At 73.3% G+C, this 1849-nt stretch carries 1 protein-coding gene and 1 pseudogene; both read right to left on the reverse strand.

The window, feature by feature from the left end; genetic code table 11:
• Positions 1 to 204: 204 nt before the first annotated feature.
• A complete protein-coding gene (locus tag FV228_RS28480) occupies positions 205 to 1293 on the reverse strand; it encodes a GTP-binding protein (RefSeq protein ID WP_147857550.1) in 1089 nt (362 codons plus the stop codon).
• A gap of 64 nt (positions 1294 to 1357) precedes the next feature.
• Positions 1358 to 1849: pseudogene (locus FV228_RS28485) on the reverse strand (D-alanyl-D-alanine carboxypeptidase); the annotation flags it as partial.

A 1849-nucleotide genomic window follows, 5' to 3' on the forward strand; every position in this document is an offset into this window, starting at 1 on the left:
CTCCAGGCCAGGGCGAGGCCGGGGTGCGGCCGCTCCGACGCGGGCTCGCGCACCGCCGTCCCGGTGAGGCCGCCCTGTATCACGGTGAAGCGTTGCGCCATCGCCTGTCCCGATCCTTCGACCAACCGTCCCAGTCCGGGACGTAGGGGCGCCTCGGAAGCGCCGTTCGGGTCGATGGCTTCAAGGACGGTGCCGCCCGGCGGATCAGCTCCCCGGGATCGCCAGCGGGTTGTCGGTGAGCGCGGCGGCGTCGGGCGCGTCCACCCGCGGCCGGCCCAGGAACGCGTCCCAGAGCCGCTGGACGAAGGCCGGATCGAGGTCGCGCAGGATCAGCACGAGCCGTGAGGTGTGGTCGGGGTCGGGCCAGGCCGGCAGGGTCAGGGGCGCATGGAACACGTGCTGGACCCCGTGCACCACGATCGGGTGCTCCGGGTCGTCGGCCAGCGCCACGATGCCCTTGAGCCGGAGCAGCTTCGGGCCGTGGCCGGAGCGCAGCAGGTCCATGAACATCTCGAAGGCCGGGCGCGGCACCGGCGCGGCGCTGGTCAGGCATACCGCCTGGATCGCCGCATCGTGTCGGTTCACGTCGGCCTGGTGCGGGAGGTCCAGGGCCGCGTCGCCGAGCCAGGTGCGCACGTCGGCGCCCTTGCCGTCGAGGCCGAACAGCCCGCCGAGCAGGTCCTCAGCCGACGCGTCCGGGGGCAGGATCGAGGCTGCCGGGTTGAGGGCGGCGAGCCGCGCGCGGATCCCGGCGGTGTCGCCGGCGAGGTCCGCCTTGGTCAGGACGATGCGGTCGGCCACCGCGGCCTGCCGCACCGCCTCCGGGTGGGCGTCGAGGGAGGCGGCACCGGTCGCCGCATCCACCACCGTCACCACCGCCTGCAGGCGGTACCGGAGCACCAGGTACGGGTGATAGATCAGCGCGTGCAGGATCGGCGCCGGGTCGGCCAGCCCGGTGGTCTCGATCACAACCCGGCGGAACGGCGTGATCCGGCCGTTGTCGCGCTTGCGCAGCAGGTCCTCGAGGGTGGCGATCAGGTCGCCCCGCACCGTGCAGCACAGGCAGCCGGCACCGAGCAGGACCATGTCCTCGTCGATGGACTCGATCAGCAGGTGGTCGAGCCCGATCTCGCCGAACTCGTTGACGATCACCACGGTGTCGGCGAGCGCCGGATCGCGCAGCAGCCGGTTCAGCAGCGTGGTCTTGCCGGCTCCCAGGAAGCCGGTCAGCACGGTGAGCGGGATCGGCTCGGGGCGGCGCGGATCAGAGGCGGGCGAGGCGGTCAACGACATGGCCGCCGAGATGGGGGTTTTCGGGTCCGGAGGCAACGCGCCCGGGTGCGATGCCGGACTGACGCTACTCCTCGGCCGCCGCCTTCTTGCCCTGAGGCTTCTTCACCTCGGCCTTCCGGGCCTCGGGCTTGGCCGGCGCCTTGTGAGCGGCGGGCTTGGCGGCGGGCTTCGAGAGACCCTTGCCCGGCTTGGCCTCCGGCATGCCCGGGGTCTCGACGGACGTGTAGGCGCTGGCGTTGCGCGGCAGGCCGTGGGCCGGCTTCGCGGCGACCTTCGAAGCCGGCTTGGCCGCGGCCTTGGCGGCGCTCGCCGCCTTGGCCTGCTCAAGCCGGGTCTCGCGAGCCTGTTTGGCGGCCTGCAGCGCGGCCTCGCGCTTCGCCTTGGCGGCTTCGAGCTTGGCGGCGCGCGTGTTGGCGGCGGCCGCCTTCTGGGCGTTCTCCTGAGCCTCCAGGATCTGCTGGCCCTCGGCCGGATTGCGCCCGACCCAGACCGCGATCGGCTGGAGCGGGGCCCGCGGCGGCAGCGTCCGGGCACGCAATGCCGAGCTGGAGAAGGC

It is taken from the genome of Methylobacterium sp. WL18 (assembly GCF_008040015.1).
Classification (GTDB): Bacteria; Pseudomonadota; Alphaproteobacteria; order Rhizobiales; family Beijerinckiaceae; genus Methylobacterium; species Methylobacterium mesophilicum.

Coding starts and splice junctions, on each gene's coding strand:
- FV228_RS28480 (WP_147857550.1), bottom strand. CDS start 1,293: ATGTCGTTGACCGCCTCGCCCGCCTCTGATCCGCGCCGCCCCGAGCCG.